Annotated in this window: 21 protein-coding genes; 14 read left to right on the forward strand and 7 right to left on the reverse strand. The window is 73.1% G+C overall.

The genetic code is table 11. The features are described 5' to 3' along the window. Positions 1-55: 55 nt before the first annotated feature. Positions 56-1282 (reverse strand): hypothetical protein, encoded by a 1227-nt coding sequence (locus tag ACFU5G_RS08245; RefSeq protein ID WP_377242605.1) that lies wholly within the window; start codon positions 1280-1282, stop codon positions 56-58. Between the two features lie 219 nt (positions 1283-1501). Here ACFU5G_RS08245 and ACFU5G_RS08250 point away from each other — a divergent pair, with 219 nt between their 5' ends. The 5 genes from ACFU5G_RS08250 to ACFU5G_RS08270 are packed head-to-tail and all read left to right on the forward strand — an operon-like array spanning position 1502 to position 6177. Beyond that, on the forward strand, positions 1502-2788 hold the full coding sequence (locus ACFU5G_RS08250; RefSeq protein ID WP_377242607.1) for a hypothetical protein: 1287 nt from the start codon (positions 1502-1504) through the stop codon (positions 2786-2788). Positions 2789-2833: 45 nt separating this feature from the next. After that, positions 2834-3592: an ABC transporter ATP-binding protein gene (locus ACFU5G_RS08255; RefSeq protein WP_377242609.1), complete on the forward strand. Its 759-nt coding sequence runs from the start codon at positions 2834-2836 to the stop codon at positions 3590-3592. Continuing rightward, positions 3589-4368: an ABC transporter permease gene (locus ACFU5G_RS08260; protein ID WP_377242611.1), complete on the forward strand. Its 780-nt coding sequence runs from the start codon at positions 3589-3591 to the stop codon at positions 4366-4368. Before ACFU5G_RS08255 ends, ACFU5G_RS08260 begins: the two co-directional genes overlap by 4 nt. 10 nt (positions 4369-4378) lie before the next feature. Continuing rightward, on the forward strand, positions 4379-5575 hold the full coding sequence (locus tag ACFU5G_RS08265; protein WP_377242613.1) for a sensor histidine kinase: 1197 nt from the start codon (positions 4379-4381) through the stop codon (positions 5573-5575). Continuing rightward, complete coding sequence (locus ACFU5G_RS08270) at positions 5572-6177, forward strand: response regulator (RefSeq protein ID WP_377242616.1); 606 nt, start codon at positions 5572-5574, stop codon at positions 6175-6177. Before ACFU5G_RS08265 ends, ACFU5G_RS08270 begins: the two co-directional genes overlap by 4 nt. Positions 6178-6199: 22 nt before the next feature. Here ACFU5G_RS08270 and ACFU5G_RS08275 read toward each other — a convergent pair whose 3' ends face one another. Next, positions 6200-8044, reverse strand: a complete 1845-nt coding sequence (locus tag ACFU5G_RS08275) for a serine/threonine-protein kinase (protein WP_377242618.1) — start codon at positions 8042-8044, stop codon at positions 6200-6202. 54 nt (positions 8045-8098) lie between these two features. Next, positions 8099-9271, reverse strand: a complete 1173-nt coding sequence (dusB, locus tag ACFU5G_RS08280; protein WP_377242620.1) for a tRNA dihydrouridine synthase DusB — start codon at positions 9269-9271, stop codon at positions 8099-8101. Positions 9272-9502: 231 nt separating this feature from the next. On the opposite strand from dusB, the gene ACFU5G_RS08285 reads away from it, so the two are divergent. From ACFU5G_RS08285 to ACFU5G_RS08310, 6 genes are all read left to right on the forward strand, one after another. Next, the gene (locus tag ACFU5G_RS08285; RefSeq protein ID WP_377242622.1) at positions 9503-10945 is read left to right on the forward strand and encodes a basic amino acid/polyamine antiporter; all 1443 of its coding nucleotides are present in this window, start codon (positions 9503-9505) and stop codon (positions 10943-10945) included. A gap of 46 nt (positions 10946-10991) precedes the next feature. After that, positions 10992-12254: an arginine deiminase gene (locus ACFU5G_RS08290; protein ID WP_377242624.1), complete on the forward strand. Its 1263-nt coding sequence runs from the start codon at positions 10992-10994 to the stop codon at positions 12252-12254. A gap of 210 nt (positions 12255-12464) precedes the next feature. Continuing rightward, on the forward strand, positions 12465-13094 hold the full coding sequence (locus tag ACFU5G_RS08295; RefSeq protein ID WP_377242626.1) for a hypothetical protein: 630 nt from the start codon (positions 12465-12467) through the stop codon (positions 13092-13094). Next, positions 13091-14632, forward strand: a complete 1542-nt coding sequence (locus ACFU5G_RS08300; protein WP_377242628.1) for a hypothetical protein — start codon at positions 13091-13093, stop codon at positions 14630-14632. Before ACFU5G_RS08295 ends, ACFU5G_RS08300 begins: the two co-directional genes overlap by 4 nt. Further along, positions 14632-15069, forward strand: coding sequence for a hypothetical protein (locus ACFU5G_RS08305; protein ID WP_377242630.1), 438 nt, complete (start codon positions 14632-14634; stop codon positions 15067-15069). Before ACFU5G_RS08300 ends, ACFU5G_RS08305 begins: the two co-directional genes overlap by 1 nt. After that, a complete protein-coding gene (locus tag ACFU5G_RS08310; RefSeq protein WP_377242632.1) occupies positions 15066-15482 on the forward strand; it encodes a hypothetical protein in 417 nt (138 codons plus the stop codon). Before ACFU5G_RS08305 ends, ACFU5G_RS08310 begins: the two co-directional genes overlap by 4 nt. Before the next feature lie 102 nt (positions 15483-15584). Here the strand turns inward: ACFU5G_RS08310 and ACFU5G_RS08315 are convergent, their stop codons facing one another. Continuing rightward, positions 15585-17366: a glycoside hydrolase family 13 protein gene (locus ACFU5G_RS08315; protein WP_377242634.1), complete on the reverse strand. Its 1782-nt coding sequence runs from the start codon at positions 17364-17366 to the stop codon at positions 15585-15587. Between the two features lie 101 nt (positions 17367-17467). Beyond that, complete coding sequence (locus ACFU5G_RS08320) at positions 17468-18517, reverse strand: LacI family DNA-binding transcriptional regulator (RefSeq protein ID WP_377242636.1); 1050 nt, start codon at positions 18515-18517, stop codon at positions 17468-17470. A 195-nt stretch (positions 18518-18712) separates the two neighbouring features. Between ACFU5G_RS08320 and ACFU5G_RS08325 the strand changes: the two genes are divergently transcribed. From ACFU5G_RS08325 to ACFU5G_RS08335, 3 genes are read left to right on the forward strand one after another with little or no spacing between them, the layout of a single operon-like run. Next, complete coding sequence (locus ACFU5G_RS08325) at positions 18713-19936, forward strand: extracellular solute-binding protein (protein ID WP_377242638.1); 1224 nt, start codon at positions 18713-18715, stop codon at positions 19934-19936. Further along, positions 19936-21504 carry an ABC transporter permease subunit gene (locus tag ACFU5G_RS08330; protein WP_377242640.1) on the forward strand — a complete coding sequence of 523 codons (1569 nt, stop codon included), beginning with the start codon at positions 19936-19938 and terminating at the stop codon, positions 21502-21504. Before ACFU5G_RS08325 ends, ACFU5G_RS08330 begins: the two co-directional genes overlap by 1 nt. Beyond that, the gene (locus tag ACFU5G_RS08335; RefSeq protein WP_377242642.1) at positions 21504-22388 is read left to right on the forward strand and encodes a sugar ABC transporter permease; all 885 of its coding nucleotides are present in this window, start codon (positions 21504-21506) and stop codon (positions 22386-22388) included. Before ACFU5G_RS08330 ends, ACFU5G_RS08335 begins: the two co-directional genes overlap by 1 nt. A gap of 9 nt (positions 22389-22397) precedes the next feature. Here ACFU5G_RS08335 and ACFU5G_RS08340 read toward each other — a convergent pair whose 3' ends face one another. Next, positions 22398-23699, reverse strand: a complete 1302-nt coding sequence (locus ACFU5G_RS08340) for a deoxyguanosinetriphosphate triphosphohydrolase (RefSeq protein WP_377242691.1) — start codon at positions 23697-23699, stop codon at positions 22398-22400. 101 nt (positions 23700-23800) lie between these two features. Further along, a complete protein-coding gene (locus ACFU5G_RS08345; RefSeq protein ID WP_020014001.1) occupies positions 23801-23974 on the reverse strand; it encodes a DUF4236 domain-containing protein in 174 nt (57 codons plus the stop codon). Between the last annotated feature and the right edge of the window lie 43 nt (positions 23975-24017).

Raw genomic sequence — 24017 nt, forward strand, 5'->3', positions numbered from 1 at the left:
GCGCGTGGGGCCGGGCCGTCGTCGTAGGCCCCGCAGGGGCCGGATCAGGAGCCGCTCAGGAGGCGGCCGCCTGGATGGCCATGAGGGAACCCGTCTCGGTGGTCGGGTCCGTGCTCGGGGCGTACCGGTTCACCGAGGCGATGGGCACGCCGAGGCGCGCGGCGACCTCCTCGATGCTCAGGTTCTGGGCCCACCGCAGCACGCGGATCTCGCTGATCTGCGCCGTGGTGAGCGCCGGTGCCGGCTCGGCGGGCGCCGCGACGGGCGCGGGCGCCGGGGACGAGACAGCCTCGGTGGCGAGCTCCTCCCAGTCGGCGACGGGCGCCTCGACGGGCTGGCTCACCGGCAGGGCGGTCCGGTCCGCCTTGACGGGCGCGTACTTGTCCTGCAGGTGCAGCCGCTCGGCGCTGATCGTCTCGGCGACCTCGGCCTGCGCGGGGGTCTCCTCGACCCGGGCCTCCTCGACGGGGGCCTCCTCGACCGGGCTCCCGTTCTCCGGGTCGATGGGCAGCGCGAGCTTCGGCAGCACCATGTCGGTCAGCGCGGCGGCCGCGGCCGCCGCCTCCTCCGGCGTCCGCCGGGGCGCGTTGGGCTCCGGCATCCACTCGCCGGCCAGCGTCGCGGCCTCCTGGACGACGTCGCGGATGGTGCGCTCCGACTCCAGGTGCGGGCGGGTCACCTCCGCGGTCACGGCCGCGGGCACGTGCCGGTGGACCCGGCCGACGGCGGCGTTCACGTCGGCGATGCGGGCCGCCCGCTCGTGCTCGGGGGCGATCTGCGCGAGCCGCACCGCGTCGAGCATGTCCAGCACGGCCGTCTGCCGGTCGTTGTGGATCTCCGCGGCCCGGTCGAGGGCGCGCGAGCTGGAGGCCGACTGGAAGAACAGGTGGACCGCGACCGCGGCCAGCACCGGCGCGACGGCGCGGGAGATGGCGAAGATGCCCTCTCCGAGCAGCCAGCCGTGCCAGGCGGCGAGCGCGCCGGAGAGGATGCCGACGACGATCGCGCCGCCGAGCCAGCGGGCGTGCCCGGACACCGGGCGGCCGGTCTCGAGCGCGCGGTCGGCGCGGCGGCGACCCTCCCAGGCCAGGCCGATCACCAGTGCCTCGTAGGCGACGCCGAGGGCGTAGCCGAGCCGCGGGCCCTCATAGGCGGCGATGGTGTGCGACATGCCGATGTAGGCCCAGGCCGAGAGCCCGAAGGCACCCAGGGCGAAGCCCGGGTTCCTCCGCGTGTCGGCGATGACCGCCGGAACGCGTCGGGGACGTTTCTCCGATGCCATGTTGGGTAAGTCCCTTTCGGTCAGAACAGGTGAGTGACGGTTGGGATGGTGCAAGGCTGATCTTCGTCTACTTTGCGTCCTATGCGCTCTTCACGCCGAAGATCGACCTCAATCTTTTATCGAACGATCTTCCCGGGCGCTCGAATCGGGGCTAAAAGTTATCCACAGATGATCCCGGGTGATCAAGCAGGATCATAGTTCCTGTCGAATGATGGCGCTATGACTTCAACGCTTTCCGTAGCCCCGGAACCGGCCGCCGCGCTCGGCCTGCTGACCTTGCGCGAACGCCTCGATCTCGCGACGCGGCTCACCCACCGGCTGGTTCGGCACGTGCTCCGGCCGGGCAACGCCGACGCCGTGGCGCGCCAGGTCGCCTACGTCCGTACCGAGTCGCCCGTGCGCGTGAGCGACGTGGACCCCGAGCAGTACGACGACGTGACGCGGGACTGCGCCACCGACATGCTGGTGCACGCCGGGCCGCGGGAGACGGGCGGTTCCCTGGTCCGGCGACTGCTCGGGGAGGCCCCGGCCGCCGGGTCGGGCCCCGCTCCCGGGGACGACGGTACAGCCCCGGCGGGCCTCGTGATCGACGACGCCGAGCGCGCGCTGCTGGAGCAGTGGCGCGACGGCGGGGTGCTCGGCTACTTCGTCGTGGCCGACCTGGTGGACGAGCACGCGGTGCTGCACAACCTGGAGGACGACCTGGAGTACCGCGTCTTCACGGGTCGCTCCGCGATCCGCTCGGTCGCGCTGGTCCCGGGGCTGCCGCTGTCCGGGCGGATCCTGCCGGTCGGCGCGGTCTGGATCTTCGCGGGCACCCCGGCGGTCTTCTCGCCGGACGTCATCGAGGGCGTGGTGCGCGCCGTCGTCGCGCTGCTGACGTCGTCGCCGTGCCCGGCCTACCGCAACCCGCGCACGCTGGCCCGGGCCCGCGAGCTCGTCGCCGACCACCACCGCGCCTTCCAGGGCCTGTTCGGGGACGTCGTGGTGGAGGGCACGGCGTCGCACGTCCTGGACTGCTGCCTGCGGTTCAAGGACCGGATCGGCGCCCCCGCGGAGGAGTTCGCCCTGTTCGGCGCCCTGCGCGACGTGCGCTGGCTGCCCGACGACGCCGCCGACCCCGACGACGTGACGTTCGCCCTGGTGCACCACCCGGTGCGGGGGCTGCGGATGCTCGACTGGTACGCGCAGCTCCGCGAGGTGCACACCGCGCCCCTGCTGCCGTGGAAGCCCCGGCGGCTCGCGCAGGTGCTCGCCGACCCGGACGCGCCGTCGTGGGTGCTGGCCCTGCTCGCCGAGCGCCACCCGGACCACCTGGACGCGCTGTACCGGGCGGCGTCCGGCCGTCCGGGCCTCGTGTGGGCGCGGGACGGCGCCGCGCTCCTGCGGGACCGCGAGCCGGCGGCGGGCCGGGACGAGCCGGGGATCGTCATGGCCTCGTCGATCATGGGCCGGGTCCCGCCGCCGCCGGAGGGCGGCATGACGGATGTCATCCCGACCTCGTGACACCCGGCAGCAGTACCGCCCGCGGCGCCGCAGCAGGGTGGAGGCATGACACCGACCAGCAGCTACGCCATCGAGGCCAGGGGCCTCGTCAAGGAGTTCCGCGGCGCCGGAGGCACCGTGCGCGCCGTCGACGGGCTGGACCTCGTGGTCCGGCCCGGTGAGGTGGTGGCCTTCCTGGGGCCGAACGGCGCCGGCAAGACCACCACCGTCGACCTGGTGCTCGGCCTGGCCGCGCCCACGGCGGGGACGGTCCGCGTGTTCGGCAAGGAGCCGGCCCGGGCGATCGCCGACGGCCAGGTCGCCGCGGTCATGCAGACCGGCGGCCTCCTGCGCGACATCACGGTGGGGGAGAGCGTCGAGCTCACCGCCGCCCTGTTCGGCCGCACGAGCCCGGCCGGGCCGTTCCTGGAGCGCGCCGGGATCGCGGACCTCGCCGACCACACGGTCGGCAAGTGCTCCGGCGGCCAGCAGCAGCGCCTGCGGTTCGCGATGGCCCTGGTCTCCGAGCCCGACCTCCTCCTGCTCGACGAGCCCACCACCGGCATGGACGTGCGAGGCCGGCGCGACTTCTGGACCGCGATCCGGCACGACGCCGAGGCCGGGCGCACCGTCGTGTTCGCCACGCACTACCTCCAGGAGGCCGAGTCCTACGCCGACCGGGTCGTCCTGATCAGCCAGGGCCGCCTGGTCGCGGACGGCACCGTGGCCGAGGTCAAGGCCCTCGCCGGGTCCGGCAACCTCGAGGACGTCTTCCTCGACCTCACAGCGGAACCCGTCACCCCCGCCGAAGGAGGCACCCGATGACCGCCACCGCCACCCACCCGACCGCCGTGTCCCAGGCCGCCGCGATCCGCGTCTACCTGCGGCTCGAGCTGCGCCGCATGCTGCGAGACCGCCGCACCCTGGTCTTCTCGCTCCTGATCCCGCCCCTCCTCTTCCTGGCGTTCGGCGCCTCGGCCGACAACCGGGCCACCCAGATCGGCCCGGGCACCAACCTCGCGGCCTCCCTGCTGGTGTCCGTCGCGCTGTACGGCGCGGTGCTGACGGCGACGACGGGCGGGGCGGGGGTCGCCGTGGAGCGCGCCCAGGGCTGGACCAGGCAGCTCCGCCTCACCCCTCTGGCGCCGTGGGCCTACGTGCTGGTCAAGGTGCTGGCCTCGATGACGGTCGGCGCGGCCTCCGTGCTCGTCACGTTCGCGGCGGGTGCGTTCGCGGGCGCCACGATGCCGGCGGCCGCCTGGGTCCTGTGCGCGCTGATCGCCTGGGGCGGCTCGCTCGTGTTCGCCGCGTTCGGCCTGTTCATGGGCTACCTCCTGCCCACCGAGAGCGTGGTCCGGGTACTCGGACCCGTCCTGACGGTGCTCTCCTTCGCCGGGGGCCTCTTCATGCCGTTCACCGACGGCACCGTGCTCGCCGCGATCTCCCGGACCGTGCCCACCTACGGCCTCGCCGAGCTCGCCCGGGCCCCGCTCGGCGGCGGGTCCTTCGAGCTGGTCGCCGTGGCGAACGTGGTGGCCTGGGCCGCGATCTTCCTCGCCGGAGCCGCCTGGCGGTTCCGCACCGAGACGGCCCGGGTGTGAGGATGACCGCGTGACGACCGACAACGAACCCGCGGGCGGGCGCGTCACCAGCCGGGCGCCGCGCCGGCCCTGGGTGGGCCCGGTGCTCGCCGCGATCTGGATCATCTTTCTCGCCGTGCCGCTGCGCGAGGCCGCCGCCGCGGCGACCGTCCCGCTGCGCGTGGCCGGGGTGGCCGGCGTCGCGGGCCTCGCCGCGCTGTTCGCCTGGTCCTTCGTGCGGCACTGGTCCGGCCGGCCGACGGCGCGGCGCACCGCCGCCCTGGTCGTCCTCGCCCAGCTCGTGTGCGTCGCGCTCGTCGCGGTCGCCGCCGGCCAGGCGGGCCTGATCGGCCTCGTCTTCGTCTGCACCACGCTGGTGACGCTCGCCTCCCCGTGTGTCGCCGCCGCGGCCGTCGTCGCCGTGGTGCTCGCGCTGGTGGTGCTGCCCCGCGTGGTGCCCGGCTGGCGGCCCGACGACGGCCTCGTGCTCACCGCCGTGCTCGCCGCCCTCGCCATGTACGCCTTTCGCCGGGCCGCCGAGCGCAACCGCCGGCTCCACCTCGCGCAGGAGGAGGTCGCCGCGCTCGCCGTCGCCCAGGAACGCGACCGCATCTCGCGCGACATGCACGACATCCTGGGCCACTCCCTGACCGTCGTGTCCGTGAAGGGCGAGCTCGCCGCCCGGCTCCTGCGCGGCGGGCCCGCCGAGGACGGCGCCCCCGCCCGCGCCCCCGGCGTCGAACGCGCCGAGGCCGAGCTCACCGAGATCCAGGCGCTCGTCCGGTCGGCGCTCGCGGACATGCGCGGCATGGTGTCCGGCGAGCGGCAGGTCACGCTCGCGGGCGAGCTCGCCGCGGCCCGCTCGGCCTTCGACGCCGCGGGGATGGCCGCCGAGCTGCCCGGCACGGTGGACGACGTCGCCGAGAAGTACCGCGACGTGTTCGCCTGGGCGCTGCGCGAGGGCACCACCAACGTGCTGCGGCACGCCGCCGCGCGCCGCGTCGTGGTCGCCCTGACCCCGGCGAGCCTCGTGATGGACGACGACGGGCGCGGCCTGTCGCCGGACCGGCCGGCGTCGTCGGGCGGGAACGGGCTGCGAGGGCTGACCGAACGGGCCAGGGCCGCCGGGCTCGTGGTCGAGACCGGGCCGGGCCCGCTGGGCGGCCTCCGCCTCGCGGTGCACGTCGAAGGACCCGCGCTGCACGTCGACGGAGAGGACCCCGCATGATCCGCCTGCTGCTCGCCGACGACCAGGCCCTGGTGCGCGGCGCGCTCGCCGCGCTGCTGGACCTGGAGCCGGACCTGGAGGTCGTGGCCCAGGTGGGCCGCGGCGACGAGGTGGTCGCGGCGGCGCGCGGGTCGGCGGCCGACGTCGCCCTGCTCGACGTCGAGATGCCCGGCCTGGACGGGATCGCCGCGGCCGCCGCGCTCGCCGCGGACGTGCCCGGCTGCCGGTCGCTGATCGTGACCACGTTCGGGCGCCCCGGCTACCTGCGGCGCGCGCTCGACGCGGGGGCGAGCGGGTTCGTCGTCAAGGACACGCCGTCGGGCCAGCTCGCCGACGCCGTGCGCCGCGTGCACTCGGGCCTGCGCGTGGTGGACCCCGACCTGGCGGTCGCGTCGCTGACCGTGGGGTCCAGCCCGCTCACCGAGCAGGAGACGCGCGTGCTGACCCTGGCGGCCGACGGCGGGACCGTGGCCCAGGTCGCGGGCGAGGCCCACCTGTCGGAGGGCACGGTGCGCAACTACCTGTCCTCCGCCATGGGCAAGACCGGTGCACGGACGCGGGCCGAGGCCGTGCGGCTCGCGCGGGAGAACGGCTGGCTGTGAGGCCGGCGCGGCCCCGGGCCGGCTACTGGCCGGCCGGGACCCACTCGTCCGGCAGCGTGAAGTTCTTGCTGAACTCGGCCGTGCGGTAGCCGTCCCGCTCCGCCGTCACCGTCACCCGCGCCTGGTTGCCGGCCCGGCCGCCGCCGATCCAGATGCGCCGGCTGGGCGTGTAGTTGCCCCACCTGATGGTCTCGTCGCGGGTGACGTCCACCCAGGACCACGTGTACGTGACGTTCGGGTCCTGGTCGACGTCGCAGTGGGCGAACCAGCCGGAGTTCTCCTCGCCCGGGCTCAGCAGGATCGAACAGCTCGGCTGCGGCACGCCGGGCTGCGGCACCGTGCCGGTGGCGTCGGAGAGCGCGGCGGCCTCGGCGTACCCCCGCCGGGTGCCGGTCAGCCGGACCTGGACCGGCTTGCCCACGTCGCCGAGCGCGACGGTGTAGCTGCACGACCCGAGGTTGTCCCGCTCCTCGCCGCCGATGCTCCACACGCACGTGGTGCCGGCCGGCTCCGGCGACCAGCCGGTCGCCTCCGCGGTGATCTTCTGGCCCACCTGGACCGATGCGGGGATCGACACGGTGCCCGGCCGGAACCGGGCGGGCGCGGCGGCCTGCTCCTCGGCGGGCCCGGCCTCCTGCTCGTCGCCGGGCGTGGCGGCCGGGGCGCTGGGGGACGGCGACGGCTTCTTCGACGGCTCCGTCGCGCTGGGGCTGGGGCTCGGCGTGGCGGACGGCTCCGCGGGGGCAGACCCCTCGGCCTGGGGCGTCCCGACCGTGCCGGACGTGTCGTCGGGGCCCAGGAAGTGCACGAGCGCCGCCGCGACGCCGCCGCCCGCCAGCACGAGGCCGAGCGCGACCAGGCCGGTCAGGACCCGGCGGCGCACCCGGCCCGGCGCGGTCTCCTCCGGACGATCCGGCGCGGCCGCGGGAGCAGCCGGCCCCTCGCCCGGCTCCGACCCCGCACCCAGCACCGTGTCCGCGCCGGTCAGGCGGGCGCTCGTCAGGCCGGTGACCTCGGGCTCCACGTAGGGCAGGTGGGCGAGCGAGGCGAGCACCGCCGCCGTCGTCGGGCGCGCGGCCGGGTCCTTGGCCAGGCACGCGGCCACCAGGCCGCGCAGGCCGGCCGGCACGACGTCGAGGGCGGGCGGCTCGTGCACGATCCGGTAGGTGACCGATGCCAGGCTGCCTGTCCCGAACGGCGGGGTCCCGCTGGCCGCGAGGTGGGTGACGGCGCCGAGCGACCACACGTCGGTGGCGGTGGTGACGGCCTCGCCGCGGGCCTGCTCGGGCGACATGAACTGCGGCGTCCCCGGCTGGGCTCCCGTGGTGGTGAGCGAGGTGGCGTCGGAGTCCGCGACGACACCCAGGTCGATCAGCACCGGCCCGTCGGGGCCGAGCAGCACGTTGGTGGGCTTCACGTCCCGGTGGACGAGCCCTTCGCGGTGGATCGCGTCGAGGGCCTCGGTGAGACCCAGGACGAGCTCGCGGACGGCCTCCTCGGGCAGGCTGCCCAGCTCGGCGATGGCGTGCGCCAGGGTGGGTCCGGGCACGTGCTCGGTGGCCAGCCAGGGCATGGCCGCGTCGACGTCGAAGTCGACGACGGCCGCCGTGCGGCGGCTGCGCACCCGGGTCGCGGCCGACACCTCGCGGCGGAAGCGGGTCCGGAACTCGCTCTCACCGGTGCGCTCCGGGTGGATCACCTTGATCGCGAGCAGGCGTCCGCTGCGGGTCGCCCCGAGGTACACCACGCCCATGCCGCCCTGGCCCAGCCGGCCGCGGATCTCGTAGCCGCCGATCTCGCGCGGGTCGTCGGGCGTGGCGGGCTTGATCTCGGGCGCGCTGACACGGCGCGTGACGTCGGACAGCACGGAAGGAGCGTAACGGACCTGGTCGGGGTGCCGGACCCGGAGGTCAGCCGCCGCTCAGCCGCCGCTGACGCTCAGCTCGGCCTCGCGCAGCTTGGCCTCGAACTCCTCGGACAGGTCCCGCGAGTCCAGCCAGCCGTACGGCAGGTGCGGGGTCTTGGGGGAGCCGGCGCGGCCGCGGGGGCCCTCGGCGTCCTCGCCGGGGTACGGCGCGTCCAGGTCCAGGGCGTCGAGCCGCTCGCGCAGCTCGGCGAGGGTGTCGATCAGGGCGAGCGAGTGCCGCTTCTCCCCGCCGACCGCGTAGCCCTTGAGGTACCAGGCCATGTGCTTGCGCAGGTCGCGCATGCCCTTGCCCTCGTCGCCGTCGAAGTACTCGACCATGAGCAGGCCGTGCCGGTAGATCGTGTCGGCCACCTCGCGCAGGCCGGGCCGCACGCGCACGTCGGAGCCGTTGAACGCGGCGGCTAGGTCGGCGAACAGCCAGGGGCGCCCCTGGCAGCCCCGGCCCACGACGACGCCGTCGGCCCCGGTCTCCTCGACCATGCGCACGGCGTCCTCGGCGGCCCAGATGTCGCCGTTGCCGAGCACCGGGATGGTGCGCACCGTCTCCTTGAGGCGCGCGATGGCCTCCCACTCGGCCTGGCCGGAGTAGTGCTGGGCGGCGGTGCGGGCGTGCAGGGACACGGCGGCGACGCCGAGCGACTCCGCGATCCGGCCGGCCTCGAGGTAGGTGAGGTGGTCGTCGTCGATGCCCTTGCGCATCTTGACGGTCACGGGCACACCGTGCGGCTCGGCGGCCTCGACCGCGGCGCGGACGATGTCCGTGAAGAGCTGCTTCTTCCACGGCAGGGCGGCGCCGCCGCCCTTCCGCGTCACCTTGGGCACCGGGCAGCCGAAGTTCAGGTCGACGTGGTCGGCCCGGTCCTCGCCTGCGATGATCTTCACGGCCGCGCCCACGGTCGCCGGGTCCACGCCGTACACCTGCGCGGAGCGCGGCGTCTCGTCCTCGCCGAACGTGACGATGCGCAGCGCCTCGACGTTGCGCTCCACGAGCGCGCGGCTGGTCACCATCTCCGCGACGTACAGGCCCGGGTCGAAGCCGGCCGACCGGCCGGCCTCGCGGCAGAGCGTGCGGAAGGCGCGGTTGGTCACACCGGCCATCGGTGCGAGCACCACCGGCGTGCCCACCGTGATGGGCCCGATCTGGAGGGGCTTGAGCAGCGAGGTCACGGCTCCATTGTCGCGTACGCCGGCGGGGGCCTGCCTGCGACGTCGGCCACACCCGCCGGCCGGCGCCGTGCCCGTTCCGGCCGGGGTTCCTGTTTCGGGCCCCGAAGCATCTTTTGCCGACTACTTACCCCCATGTATGTAATTGCACTGCCGGAGCATCGGCGGGACGCGGCGCTGCGGAGACGTGCAACCGGACCAGCGGACCGCGCTCGGCAGCATGGGGGTCTCACGATGGCGCAGCAGTCGGAGAACAGCACACAGGGGCGCACGGCCAAGATCAGCGTGGCCACGCTCACGGCCATGGTCGTGGGCTCCATGGTCGGCGCCGGGGTGTTCTCGCTCCCGAGCCGGTTCGCGGGCCAGACGGGCGTGCTGGGCGCACTGATCTCCTGGACCATCGCCGGTACCGGCATGCTCATGCTGGCCTTCGTGTTCCAGCGGCTCGCGATCCGCAAGCCCGACCTCGACTCCGGGGTGTACGCCTACGCCAAGGCCGGCTTCGGCGAGTACCTCGGCTTCTTCTCCGCCTTCGGGTACTGGGCGAGCGCCTGCGTCGGCAACGTCACCTACTGGATCCTCATCATGTCCACGCTGGGCGCGCTCCTGCCCGTGCTGGGCGAGGGCGACACCTTCGTCGCGTTTCTCGCGTCCTCGGCCTGCGTGTGGCTGTTCTACCTGCTCGTGCGCCGCGGCGTGAAGGAGGCGACGACGATCAACCGCATCGTCACCGTCGCCAAGCTGGTGCCGATCATCATGTTCGTGCTCATCGCGGTCTTCCTGCTGGACCCGCAGGTGCTCGCGGCCAACTTCCAGGGCTACGGCATCACCGGCCCGCTGTTCGATCAGGTGCGCGGCACCATGCTCGCCACGGTCTTCGTGTTCCTCGGCGTCGAGGGCGCGAGCGTCTACTCGCGGCACGCCCGCCGCCGGGAGGACGTCGGCCGGGCCACCGTCCTGGGCTTCCTCATGGTGCTCGCCATCTTCGCGTCCGTCACGATCGTGTCCTACGGCATCCTGCCGATGGAGCAGCTCGCCGACCTGCGCCAGCCGTCGATGGCGGGCGTGCTGGAGGCCGCCGTGGGTGGCTGGGGCGCGGTCTTCGTGAGCGTGGGCCTCATCGTTTCCGTCCTCGGCGCCTACCTCGCGTGGACCCTGATGTCGTCCGAGGTGCTGTTCGTCGCCGCCAAGGACCGGGACATGCCGCGCTTCCTCGCGACGTCGGACACGAACGACGTGCCCCGCGCCGCCCTCCTGCTGACGACGGCCCTGATCCAGGTGGTCCTGTTCGTCACCCTGCTGTCCGACGACGCGTTCACGTTCGCGCTCGACCTGACCAGTGCGCTGTCGCTCATCCCGTTCCTGCTCGCCGCCGGGTACGCGCTCAAGCTGGCGCTGGGCCGGGGCGGCCCGGCGGAGGGCCACCGCACCACGGGCGACCTGGTGATCGCGGCGCTCGCCGTCCTCTACACGGCGTTCCTGCTGTTCGCGGCCGGACTGACGTTCGTGCTGCTGTCGTTCGTGATCTACGCCCCCGCGACGATCCTCTTCGCGATGACCCGCAGGGAGCAGGGCAGGCGCGTCTTCAGCGGGCGGGAGCTGGTGATCTTCGTCGTGTCGGTCATCGGCGCGGTGATCGGCGTCGTCGCCCTGGCCACGGGCGCGATCTCCATCTGAACGCGATCTCCGTCCGAGACCCGATCTCCGTCCGAAAGGGAAGACCATGACGATCCAGAGCGACGACGCGACGCGGCCCTCGGCGGCCTACGGGGTGCACTCGGAGGTGGGGCGTCTGCGCAAGGTGCTGGTCTGCCGGCCGGGCCTGGCCCACCGGCGGCTCACGCCCACCACCTCGGACGAGCTGCTGTTCGACGACGTCCTCTGGGTGGACCGCGCGATCGAGCACCACGCCGGGTTCGTCGCCGACCTGCGGTCCCGGGACGTCGACGTCGTGGAGCTGCACGACGTGCTCGCCGCGACGATGCGCGTGCCCGGGGCGCGGGACTGGCTGCTGGACCGCAAGATCGTGCCGGGCGTGGTCGGCACCGGCATGATCGACGCGACCCGCGAGTTCGTGGAGGCGCTGGCCCCGGAGCGGCTCGCCGAGCACCTGATCGGCGGCCTGGCCACGCAGGACGTGCCCGACCTCCCGGCCGCGTACCGCTCGCTCGCGGAGTACACGCAGGACGCCCGTGAGTACCTGATGGCGCCGGTGCCGAACACGCTGTTCACCCGCGACACGACCTGCTGGCTCTACGGCGGCGTGACGCTCAATCCCCTGTACTGGCCGGCCCGGCACGACGAGACCCTTCTGATGAAGGCGGTCTACGAGTTCCACCCCGACTTCGTGGGGTCCACCGTCTGGTGGGGCGACCCGGAGACCGACCACCAGCGGGCCACGCTCGAGGGCGGCGACGTGATGCCCGTGGGCAACGGCACCGTGCTGGTCGGCATGAGCGAGCGCACCTCCCGGCAGGCGATCACGCAGGTCGCCGCGGCCCTGTTCGCGGGCGGCGCGGCCCAGCGGGTGGTCGTGGCGGGCATGCCGAAGCTCCGCTCGGCGATGCACCTGGACACCGTCATGACCTTCGCCGACGTCGACACCGTGACCGTCTACCCCCGCATCGTCGAGGCGATCCACGCGTTCGTGCTGCGGCCGGGCAGCGATGGCGAGGTCGTCGTCACGGACGAGGGCGACACCCCGTTCCTCGACGTCGTCGCGCGCGAGACCGGGCTCGGCGAGCTGCGCGTCATCGAGACCGGCGGCGACGTGTACGAGTCCGAGCGCCAGCAGTGGGACAGTGGTAACAACGCGGTCGCGGTGGAGCCCGGGGTCGTGTTCACGTACGACCGCAACACCACCACCAACGACCTGCTGCGCAAGGCCGGCATCGAGGTCATCGAGATCAACGGCGCCGAGCTGGGGCGGGGTCGCGGCGGCGGCCACTGCATGACCTGCCCAATCGTCCGCGACCCGGCCTTCTGAGCGGCGCGGCCCCGGTTCGCCCCGGCGCCCTCGGCCGGGCAAGATACGGCCTGACCTGACCTTTGACCATGGGTAGTTCAATCGTGGACGGGCACCGTGCCCGGGGATACGGTTCGGCTGCGGTATGCCGAGGGTTGCTGACGGGTGTCGAAAAGGGAGTTGCGCATGGCCGGCCGGATTCTGGAGCTTGACGCAAAACAGTGGGCTGCGGTGACGGCCGAGGCGCGGGACGGCGGCGGGACCACCGCCGTGGGCACGGCGCTCGCGGAGCACCTGGGCGCGCCCGTGCGCGCGACCTTGATCGCCACGTCCGGTTCGAGCGGCACGGTGACCCGGCTGACCCTGATCGGCGACCACGCGCTGCTGGTGATCCAGGTGATCGCCGAGCGCGACGGGGAGACCTTCCTGGCGCCCGGTGCCGAGCTGCGGTTCGCCACGGCCGACCAGCTGTGGCCCGCGCTGACCGCCGCCCTGCCGCCGTTCGACGCCCTGCGGGCCCCGGCGTCGGCCGTGCCGGGGCCGGCCCAGGGCTCGGCGCCGTCGACCGGCCCGGTCGTGGACCGGGCCGAGCTGGTCCGGCTGCTCGACGACGAGCAGGCGAACCTCCAGGTCAGCGTCGAGGCATGGGGCGACTCGGACGCCCCCGAGGTGGTCTGGCCGCGGCTCTGGTCCGTGGTGGACGGCCGCCTGCTGGACGTGCGGACCGACGACGGCGCGGTGGCGCCCGTCGAGCGGCCGGCCGGCTCGGTCGCCGCGGAGCTGCAGTGGGCCCTGGTCGGCGCGGTGGACGCCACCACGCCGGAGCCCGGCACCGGTGCCGACGGCGAGGCCGGGCAGTGAGCGACACGATGCAGGGGCAGGACCCGGAACAGGTACGGGCCCTCGCCAAGATGCTCGAGGACGGCGCGTCGCAGCTGGAGTCGGTCAAGTCGATCACCTCCGTCGCCGTCTGGGGCTTCGACGGGGCGGGGCCCAACGTCGAGCAGATGCGTGGCGAGTGGGAGTCGCAGCACGCGCCCATGCTCGGCACGGTCGCGGAGTCGCTGACCACCTACGCGCAGCGGGCCCGGGCCAACGCCGACGCCCAGGACCAGACCTCGAACACCTACGACGGCGGCGGCTTCGCCGGGGTCTCGACCCAGGGGTCGAGCGACACGGGCGGGGACGACGACGGCGGCGGCGTGCTCGACTGGCTCGGCGACAAGGCGGGCGACCTCTGGGACGCCGGCGGCGACGCCGTCGACTGGGTGGGGGACAAGGCCGGGGACGCCGCGGGCTGGATCGGCGACCGGGCGAACGACCTCTGGGACGCCGGCGGCAACGCGGTCGACTGGATCGGCGACAAGGGTTCCGACGCGCTGGGCTGGCTCGGCGACCGGGGCTCCGACGTCCTGGGCTGGCTGGGCGACCGCGGCAGTGCGATCGGCGGCGCCTTCATGAACGTGGGCGACGCCGGCCTGCAGCTCTGGGACGCGACCGGCGGGGCGATCCTCGACGGCGAGTGGCCACGGACCACGGAGGTGCTCGCGTCCGGCATCCGGCTCGCGGGTACCGCGGTCGGCCTGGGTCTCACTGCCGGCTCGCTCGGCATGTTCGACCCCAAGGTCTTCGACGACGGCGACCCGTACGCGGGGGACCCGAAGTCCGTCCCGCTGCCGCGGCCGCCGTCGAGCGTCTCCGAGCTGGCGCTGGGCGTCACCGACTCCTACAAGATCGACGACGGCAACGTCCGGATCACCACGGTCGACGGGCCGAACGGTCCCCGGGTCATCGTGAGTGTCCCCGGCACCGAGGCGTGGAACCCGTCCGCGGGGGACAACGCGATGGACCTGACGGGCAACCTCGTGACGGCCGGCGGCTCCCGCTCGACCATGAGCCAGGCCGTCGAGCTGGCCATGCAGAACGCCGACATCCCGCCCGGGGCAGAGGTCATGATGGTCGGCCACTCCCAGGGCGGCATGACCGTGGCCGACCTGACGTCCGACCCGGGGTTCGTCAGCCAGTACAACGTCACTCACGCGATGACCTACGGCTCGCCGATCGACAGCGCGCACATCGACCCGTCGGTGAGCGTCCTGGAGATGCAGCACCAGCACGACGTCGTCCCGCGCCTGGACCTCGGCGACTCGCGGTTCCCGTTCCTGCCCGGGGGGCAGAACGAGAGCGCCAACCACACGAGCGTCACGTTCGACGACCCGGGCTCCGCGTGGGACGCGGCGGGCAACCACGACCACAGCAAGAACTACCCCGACTCCATGGCGAAGAGCAACGACCCCGGCCTGGCGGCCTACGAGCAGGGACTCCGCGACAGCGGGTTCCTCACGGACGACCAGAGCAGGGTCTCGGCCGTGGACGTCCACGTCGGCCGGAAGAACTGATGGGCAAGGGCTGGGAGCGCCGCAGGCGTCGGCTCCGGCAGCGGCTGTCACAGGCCGGGCCGGTCGGCGGCACGCTTGCGGCGGTGCTCGGCCTGGGGAAGTCGCGGAACACGGACTGCGAGGACCTGTTCGCCTCGACGGCGCTCGCCGTCGACGGAGTGGTGTCGGCCGAGTTCGAGTGCAGCGACATGTTCGGCGGTGGCTGGGAGCGGGGAACGGTCGTCCTCCGGGCGTCCTCCCGGGACGAGGCCGCCCGGGTCGTGGACGCGTTGCTCCAGGCGTTCGCCGCGGAGCCGGGCCTCGAACCCAGGTGGTCGACGCCGCAGCAGTACCGGAACGAGGACGGGTCGATCGTCGTCAGTGCGGGCGACGTCGGGTTCCGCGCGGTCCCGACCATCGAACAGGTGCGCGAGCACTATGGAAGGACTGAGGAATGACAGGACGCCTGCGGATGCGGACGGCGCCGGTGGTCCTGGTGACGGCCTTGGTGCTGTCCATGACGGCGTGCTCGCCGGGTGATGCCGCGAGGTGCGAGGAGGCGTTCGCCGCGGCGGCGCTGTCGGTGCCGGGCGTGGCCTCGGCGGAGTGGGAGTGCAGCGACAGCTTCGGCGGCGGCTGGGAGCGGGCCGACGTGGTGCTCGAGGCGACCACCAAGGAGGAGGCCGTCGAGACGGTCGACGCGGTCCTGCGCGCCATCGCAGCGTCGCCCGACCTCGACGACGGCTGGCAGACCCCGCAGGCGTACCCGAACGAGGACGGGTCGATCATCGTCAGCGCCGGCGACGTCGGGTTCAACGCGGTGCCGAACGTGGACGAGGTCCGCGAGCACTACGGCATCACGCCGGGCTGACCCACCGCCGGTCGAGCCGGCCCACCGCCGGTCGAGCTCGTCGGGACCAGGGGTCTCGACAAGCTCGACCAGCGACTGCCGCAACGCGGACAGCGCGCCAGATCAGCCCCGCAGCCAGACCGTCGTGTCCGACGGCAGCTCGCCCGAGGCGGCGTCGAGCTCGCCCGAGGCGACCAGCACCTGCGCCCCGGCGGGCAGCGCGAACGGGGTCGCGCCCAGGTTGGCGACCACGACGACGTCGGCCACGCGGAAGGCGACGACGTCCGGGTGCTCGGCCAGCGAGTCGACCCACGCCAGCGTGCCCGCGCCGACGTTCTCGGCCCGGCGCAGGCCGAGGGCCGCCCGGTACATCTCGAAGGTCGAGCCCTCGACGCCGTACTGCCGGTCGGCGGCGAGCTCGGCGTAGACGTCGGGCTGCGGCAGCCAGGTCTTGCCCGTGGGGCCGAACCCGTTGCCCGGTGCGCCGCCGACCCACGGCAGCGGCACGCGGCAGCCGTCGCGGCCCGGCTCGGCGCCGTTCGTGCGGAAGAACGACGGGTCCTGGCGCACGTCGTCGGGCAGGGCGGTGTGGTCGGGCAGGCCGAGCTCCTCGCCCTGGTACATGTACGCCGAGCCCGGCAGGCCGAGCATGAGCAGCGTCGCGGCGCGGGCGCGGTGCAGGCCGAGCGCGGCGTCGGGCTGCGGGTCGGTCGCGCCGATGCCGTTGAGCTGGCGGCCGCCGATCTCCTCGAGGCCGAAGCGCGAGGCGTGCCGCACCACGTCGTGGTTGGACAGCACCCAGGTGGTGGGGGCGCCGACGGCCTCCATGGTGCTCAGCGACGCGTTGACGACGGTGCGCATGGTCGCGGCGTCCCACGGCGCGGTGAGGAACGAGAAGTTGAAGGCCTGGTGCATCTCGTCCGGGCGCACGTAGCGGGCCAAGCGGCTCAGCGGCTCGACCCAGGCCTCGGCCACGAGGCAGCGGTCGCCGTCGTACTCGGCGAGCACCTTGTGCCAGGCGCGGTAGATGTCGTGCACGCCGTCCTGGTCGAACATCGGGCCGCGGTTGCCCGCGCCCGTGGAGCCGTCCTCGGGGGCGCTCGGGTCGGCCTCGGAGGCCTCGCTGGCCTCCTCGACGGTGCCCTCGACCATCGCGACCTGGCCGTCCCAGTCGGGCAGGCCGGCGGCCTTGATCATGCCGTGCGCGACGTCGACGCGGAACCCGTCCACGCCCCGGTCGAGCCAGAACCGCAGCACGCCCTCGAACTCGGCGTGGACCTCGGGGTTGTCCCAGTTGAGGTCCGGCTGCGTGGAGTCGAACAGGTGCAGGTACCACTGCGGGCCCAGCGGGCCGTCGTCCTCGCGCGGCGCCAGCCGCGTCCAGGCCGGGCCGCCGAAGATCGACTGCCAGTTGTTCGGCACCTCGTCGCCGGCCGGGCCGCGGCCGTCGCGGAACATGTACCGCTCGCGCTCGGCCGAGCCGGGGGCGGCGGCCAGCGCCTCCTGGAACCAGACGTGCTGGTCGGAGGAGTGGTTGGGCACCAGGTCGACGATGACCTTCAGGCCGCGCTCGTGGGCGCCGGCGAGCATCTCGTCGAAGTCGGCGAGCGTGCCGAACAGCGGGTCGATGTCGCGGTAGTCGGCGACGTCGTAGCCGGCGTCCTTCTGGGGCGAGCGGTAGAACGGGCTCAGCCAGACGGCATCGACGCCGAGCTGCGCCAGGTGGTCCAGCTTGGCGGTGACGCCCGGCAGGTCGCCGGTCCCGTCGCCGTCACCGTCCGCGAACGAGCGCGGGTAGACCTGGTAGATCACCGCGTCGCGCCACCACTCGCCGCTGTTCGCGGGGCTGTGCGCGGGCGCGCCGGCGGTGAGGTCGACGGTGCTGAGCGAGGTCGTGCTGGTCACGTGTGGCGTCCTCAGGGGTCGGGAAAAGGGGCTGTAACGCTTGCAGCAAGCGTACGGGAGGAATCGCCCCCGATCGGCCAGTGTGCTGCGTCAGACAGCCCTCAGGCGGTGGCGTGCGGGGCCGCGCCTGTCGAACCGCGCACCACCAGCTCGGGGGTGAACAACAGCTCCGAGCGCGGCGCGCGCTCGCCCTGGATCTCGGTGAGCAGGGCGCTCACGGCCGCGTGCGCCATGTCGGCCACGGGCTGCCGCACCGTCGTCAGCGGCGGGTCGGTGAACGCCACCAGGGGCGAGTCGTCGTAGCCCACGACGCTCACGTCGTCGGGCACCGAGAGGCCGCGGGAGTGCGCCGCGCGCACGGCGCCGAGCGCCATCAGGTCGGACCCGCAGACCACGGCGGTGTGCCCGGCGTCGAACAGCTCGCCGGCCGCGGCCTGGCCGCCCTCCAGCGTGTAGAGCGTGAGGCTGACGTGCGCGCGCGCCTCCTCCTCGGTGTCCGCCAGGCCGTGCCGCAGGAGCTGGGCCACGAAGGCCTCGATCTTGCGCTTGGCCGGCACGAACCGGTCCGGGCCGATGGCCATGCCGATCCTGCGGTGGCCCAGGGCCACCAGGTGCCGCACCGAGAGCTCGATGCTGGCGCTGTCATCCGGCGACACGAACGGGGCGTCGATGCCCTCCGCGTAGCCGTTGATGAGCACGATCGGCAGGCCGCGGCCGCGCAGCCGCTGGTAGCGCTCCGTGGAGGCGCGCGTGTCGGCGTGCTTGCCGGACACGAACACGATGCCGTCCACCGCGTGGTCGATCAGGGTCTCGACGTACTCGTCCTCGGTGGTGCCGCCCGGCGACTGCGTGCACAGCAGCGGCGTGTACCCGCGCGAGGCGAGCTGCGACTCGATGGCCTGCGCGAACGCGGGGAAGACCGGGTTGGACAGCTCGGGCACCACCAGGCCGATGAGGCCGGCGGGGCGGGCGCGCAGCGCGGACGGGCGCTCGTAGCCCAGCACGTCGAGGGCCGCGAGCACCGCCTGCCGGGTCTCGCCGGCCACGCCGGGCTTTCCGTTGAGCACGCGCGACACGGTCGCGGTGGAGACCCCAGCCTGCTCGGCGAGGTCGGTCAGTCGGGTGCGCACGCCTGGCAGCCTAAGTGACATGTGACCTCCTCGTCCCGGTTGATCCACGGGTGTCGTGACCCTGTCGCGCCCCGTGGTTGCGCCGTCGTCCTGGTAACGGCTGCAAGCGATGCTGAAACTTTATCGCAACTTCTTGCATAATTGGCCGATGTGCCCGTACGGTTCGGGCATCGAAACCCAGGCCCGACGTCGGGCCGCGAACCATCGGGAGTGACGATGCGACGGAGCATCCTGACCGCCGCTGTCCTGACCACGACGCTGGCGCTGGCCGCCTGCGCGGGCGGCGCGGAGGAGCAAGCGGGCGGCGAGGAGTCGGCCGCACCGAACGGCGAGGGTGCGACCCTCACCGTCTGGGTCGACGAGACCCGCCAGGCCGCCGTGGAGGAGGCCGCTGTCGGCTTCGAGGAGACCACGGGCGCCGACGTCGAGGTGGTCCTGAAGAACTTCGAGGACATCCGCCCCGACTTCCTGGCGCAGGTGCCCACGGGCAAGGGCCCGGACATCACGGTCGGCGCGCACGACTGGCTGGGCGAGCTCACGACCAACGGCGTCGTGGCCCCGATCGAGCTCGGCGACACCGCCGACGCCTTCGAGCCCGTCTCGGTCTCGGCGTTCACGCAGGACGGCCAGGTCTACGGCCTGCCCTACGCGGTGGAGAACATCGCGCTGATCCGCAACACGGAGCTCGCCCCGGAGGCCCCGGCCACCTGGGACGACGCGATCGCGGCCGGCAAGGACGCCGGCACCAAGTACCCGCTGCTGATCCAGACCTCCACCGAGGGTGACCCGTACACCTTCTACCCGCTGCAGACGTCGTTCGGCGCCCCCGTCTTCGAGCAGAACGAGGACGGCTCGTACAAGCCCGAGCTGGCGCTCGGCGGCGAGGGCGGCACCGCGTTCGCGGAGTGGCTCGCGGAGCAGGGCGACGCCGGCAACCTGAGCACCGACGTCACCTACGACATCGCGCTGGCGGCCTTCGCCAAGGGCGAGTCGCCCTTCATCGTGGGCGGCCCGTGGATGCTGGAGTCGTTCGGCGACCTCGACCTGGCGATCGACCCGATCCCGAGCGCCGGCGGCGAGCCCGCCCAGCCGTTCGTGGGCGTGGCCGGCTTCTACGTGAGCGCGCAGAGCGAGAACACGCTGCTCGCCAACGACTTCCTGGTCAACTACATGGCCACCCCCGAGGCGCAGCTCGCGCTGTACGAGGCGGGCGACCGTCCGCCGGCCCTCATCGAGGCCGCCGACACCGCGTCGGAGGACCCGATCACCGCGGGCTTCCGTGAGGTCGGCGCCGACGCCGTCCCGATGCCGTCGCTGCCCGAGATGGGCGCCGTGTGGGCGTACTGGGGCGTGACCGAGGCCGCGATCGTCTCCGGCAAGTCCGACCCGGCGAAGGCCTGGGACAAGATGGTCGCCGACATCCAGGGCGAGATCGGTTGATGTACTCACCCGTGACCCGGGGCTCCGGCCGCACCGGCTGGAGCCCCGGGTTTCTCGTCAAGCTCGTCCTGATCGCCCTGGTCGACGCCCTCGGCGTGTACGCAGTGCTCGCCGCGTGGGGCGCGGAGTCCTGTGGCATCCTCGCCGCGATGGTGGCGCTGCTGATCGTGGCCAACTGGGCCTACTTCTCCAAGCGCGCGCTGCCGCTGAAGTACATCCTGCCCGGTCTGGCCTTCCTGCTCGTCTACCAGGTCTACGTGGTGGCCTACACCGGCTACGTCGCGTTCACCAACTACGGCGACGGGCACAACAGCACCAAGGAGCAGGCCATCGAGGCCCTCCTGGTGCAGAACGAGCGCCGCGTGGAGGGCTCGCCCTCCTCGCCCCTGACTGTGGTGGCCGACGGCGACACGCTCGGCTTCGCGATCGTCTCGCCGGACGGCGCGGTACAGGCAGGCACGGCCGACCAGCCGCTGGAGCCCGTGGACGGCGCCTCCGTCGACGCCGGCCGGATCACCGCGCTGCCCGGGTACGACGTGCTGGAGTACGCCGCCGTCCTGGAGCGGCAGCAGGAGGTCACCGAGCTGCGCGTCCCCGTCTCGGACGACCCGAACGACGGCTCGGTCCGCACCCAGGACGCCCGCACCGGCTACGTCTTCACGTCCACGCTGACCTACGACGCGGCGTCGGACACCATGACCGACACCGCCACGGGCGTGACGTACACGCCCAACGACGACGGCCAGTTCGAGGCCGCCGACGGCACCACCCTGCCCGTGGGCTGGCGCGTGCTGGTCGGGTTCGACAACTTCGTCACCGCGTTCGGCGACGACCGGTACGCCGGGCCCTTCGGCAAGATCCTGGTGTGGACGTTCGCGTTCGCCGTGCTCTCGGTCGCGTCCACGTTCCTGCTCGGCCTGTTCCTGGCGATCGCGTTCAACGACGCACGCCTGCGGGGCCGCCGCATCTACCGGACCCTGGTGATCCTGCCGTACGCGATCCCGGGGTTCCTCGCGGCCCTGCTGTGGTCGGGCATGCTCAACCGGTCCTACGGGTTCGTGAACGAGGTGCTGCTCGGCGGGGCGTCGATCCCGTGGCTCACCGACCCGGTGCTGGCCAAGCTGGCCGTGCTCGGCGTGAACCTGTGGCTCGGCTTCCCGTACATGTTCCTGATCTGCACGGGCGCGCTGCAGTCCCTGCCGACCGACGTGCTGGAGGCCGCGAAGATCGACGGCGCCGGCCGCTGGCGCACGTGGCGGTCCATCACGCTGCCGCTGCTCCTGGTCGCGACGGCGCCGCTGCTCATCTCGTCGTTCGCGTTCAACTTCAACAACTTCACGCTGATCTACATGCTCACGGGCGGCGGCCCGCGGTTCGACGACGCCTCGGTGCCGCTGGGGCACACGGACATCCTCATCTCGATGGTCTACTCGGTCTCCGGGCTCGACGGCACGGCGGCCAAGGACTACGGCCTGGCCAGCGCCCTGTCGATCGTCATCTTCGTGGTGGTCGCGACCATCTCCGCCCTCGCGTTCCGGCGCACCCGCTCGCTCGAGGAGATCGCCTGATGAGCCCGCGCACCGCACACGTTCCGCGCCGCCCCGGGCAGCGCGCCCGCTGGTTCTCCGAGATCGGCTGGCGGCACCTGGTCGGCATCATCGCCGTGGTCTACGCGGGCTTCCCGCTCGTCTACGTGGTCTCCGCCTCCCTGGCCGACGGCGGCACCCTGACCGGCTCGAACGACCTGTTCGCGTCGGTGTCGGGGGCCAACTACGCGGCCCTGGCCGACACGCGGTTCTGGACCTGGATGGCCAACACCCTGGTGGTGGCGGTCGCGACCGGCGCCGGCACCGTGCTCATGGGCGCGGCGGCCGCGTACGCCTTCTCGCGCTTCCGGTTCTCCGGCCGCCGCGTGGGGCTCACGGCCCTGCTGATCATCCAGATGTTCCCGCAGATGCTCGCCTTCGTGGCGATCTTCCTGCTGCTCATCTCGCTCGGCAACGTGGTGCCCGGCCTCGGCCTGGACTCCAAGCTGTCGCTGATCTGCGTGTACCTGGGCGGGGCGCTCGGCGTGAACACGTTCCTCATGTACGGGTTCTTCAACACCGTGCCGCGCGAGATCGACGAGGCCGCGAAGATCGACGGTGCATCGCACGCCCAGATCTACTGGACCATCGTGCTGCGGCTGACCGCGCCGATCCTCGCCGTGGTGGGGCTGCTCAGCTTCATCAGCACGTTCGGCGAGTTCATCATCGCGCGCGTGCTGCTGCAGTCCGAGGACAACTGGACGCTGGCGGTGGGCCTCTACGGCTGGGTGTCGTCGCTGCAGGACGCCAACTGGGGCCTGTTCACCGCGGGCGCCGTCGTCTCGGCGGTGCCGGTGCTCGCGCTGTTCCTGTTCCTGCAGAAGTACATCGTGGGCGGGCTGACGGCGGGGTCCGTCAAGGGCTGAGCACCCGGCCTAGGCGGCCGGGGCCACCAGCCGCCGGTGCAGCGCGATCGCGGACAGGTCCGTCAGCGACGCGACCTGGTCCACCACCACGCGCAGGCGCGCGGCGTCGTCGGGCGCCGCGCGCCAGTCGGCCGCGAGCGGTGGTTCCAGCTCGTCGGGTCCGCGGTCGGCCAGCACGCGCACCAGGTCGGTCAGGATCTCCCGCTCCCGCAGGTAGCGGGGCTCCTGGCCGCGCGGCGCCATCACGTAGGCCACCGCGATGCCCTTGAGCGCGAGGATCTCGTGCTCGGTCTCGTCGGGCACCACCAGCCGGGCCGCGTACCGCGTCAGGGCGCCCTCGCCGTACTCGGCGCGCGTGGCGTCGATCGCCGCGCCGATGAACCGGCCGATGAGCTGGCTCGTCATGTCCTTGAGCGAGGCCAGCGACCCGCGCGAGCCGTCGAAGGCCCGCACCAGATGGCCCTCGCCGCGCAGGTACTCCTGCAGCCGGCCGATGGCGGCGTCGATCGCGTCGGCCCGGTACCACTCGCCGTACCAGGACCGCACGTACTCGGCGACGCGCGCCCGCTCCTCGGCGTCCGCCATGAGGTCCAGGTCGACGCGGCCCGCAACGACGCCGTCCTCGACGTCGTGCACGGAGTAGCTGATGTCGTCGGCGAGGTCCATGACCTGCGCCTCCAGGCACTTGACGCCGTCGGGCGCGTCCTTGCGCAGCCACGTGAACACGGGCGCGTCGTCGGGGTAGACGCCGAACTTGCGGCTCGCCGTGCCGTCCGGCCGGGCGGGGCCCGCGCCGTAGGCCCAGGGGTACTTGACGCTCGCGTCGAGGCTGGCGCGGGTCAGGTTGAGGCCGGCGGGCACGCCGTCGAACCCGATCACCTTGGGCTCGAGGCGGGTCAGCAGGCGCAGGGTCTGGGCGTTGCCCTCGAAGCCGCCGATCGGCTCGGCGATCTCGGCCAGCGCCGTCTCGCCGTTGTGCCCGAAGGGCGGGTGCCCCAGGTCGTGGGTGAGGCAGGCGGTGTCGACGACGTCGGGGTCGCAGCCGAGCGACCGGCCCATGCCGCGGCCCACCTGGGCCACCTCGAGGGAGTGCGTCAGGCGGGTGCGCACGAAGTCGTCGTGCCCCGCGCCGAGCACCTGGGTCTTGGCGCCGAGGCGGCGCAGCGCGGAGGAGTGCACCACGCGCCCGCGGTCGCGTTCGAACGGGGTCCGGGCCTGCGACTTGGGCGGTTCGGTCACCCAGCGCTCGACGTCCTGCGCGCTGTACGACGGCGGGATGCTCTTCCCGAGGGCTTGCTCCACGCTGGCCACTCTAGCCACGCGGTCCGGAATCCCGGAATCACGCGGCTCTCAGGCCTCCACCAGGGGGATCGTCGCCGGCGGAGGCAGGGCACTGCCTCCGCCGCGCCGCGTCACTTGTTGTTGCTGTACCAGCTCAGGCCGCCGGGGAGGTTGATGGAGTGCTTCTTGGTCTTGGAGTTCCAGGTCCACGGACCCACCTTGAAGCTCATCGACGACAGGCCCCGCTGCGTGATGTTGAACTTGAGCGGCCCGAACGACAGCCGCTTGCGATACCTGATTCCCATGGTGCTTCTGTTCCTCCCTGAGTCGGGGCAAAGCGTACCGAAC

The organism is Promicromonospora sp. NPDC057488, assembly GCF_042802395.1.
Classification (GTDB): domain Bacteria; phylum Actinomycetota; class Actinomycetes; order Actinomycetales; family Cellulomonadaceae; genus Promicromonospora.